The organism is Oceanobacter antarcticus (assembly GCF_044962685.1).
GTDB lineage: Bacteria > Pseudomonadota > Gammaproteobacteria > Pseudomonadales > Oceanobacteraceae > Oceanobacter > Oceanobacter antarcticus.
Genome location: NZ_JBBKTX010000141.1, coordinates 1 through 236, shown reverse-complemented (window position 1 = coordinate 236; position 236 = coordinate 1). Strand labels below are relative to the sequence as shown.

Annotated in this window: 1 protein-coding gene; it reads right to left on the bottom strand. The window is 50.0% G+C overall.

Translation table 11 applies throughout. The features are described from left to right. Nucleotides 1–236, bottom strand: a 236-nt coding sequence (locus WG929_RS21435) for an IS66 family transposase zinc-finger binding domain-containing protein (RefSeq protein ID WP_416207655.1), incomplete at both ends; no start/stop codon positions are given.

Below are 236 nucleotides of genomic sequence, written 5' to 3'. Positions count from 1 at the left end.
CGCCGCTTTCACAGGCTTCGCAAACGTATTTTTGTCGTGCATGCACCAAGACTTGAACCACCGCCGGAATAATATCCAATTGCTCGCTGGTGTCTTCGCCGATGTGTTTTTTGGTGCAACCGCAGGCGCAGATTTTATCGGCCAAAGGAAGATCATGTTCAATGCGTACACGGGGTAATTCAGCCGGTAAAGGCTTACGGCCGGATGTTTTTTTAACGGGCTTTGGTGTTTCAGCC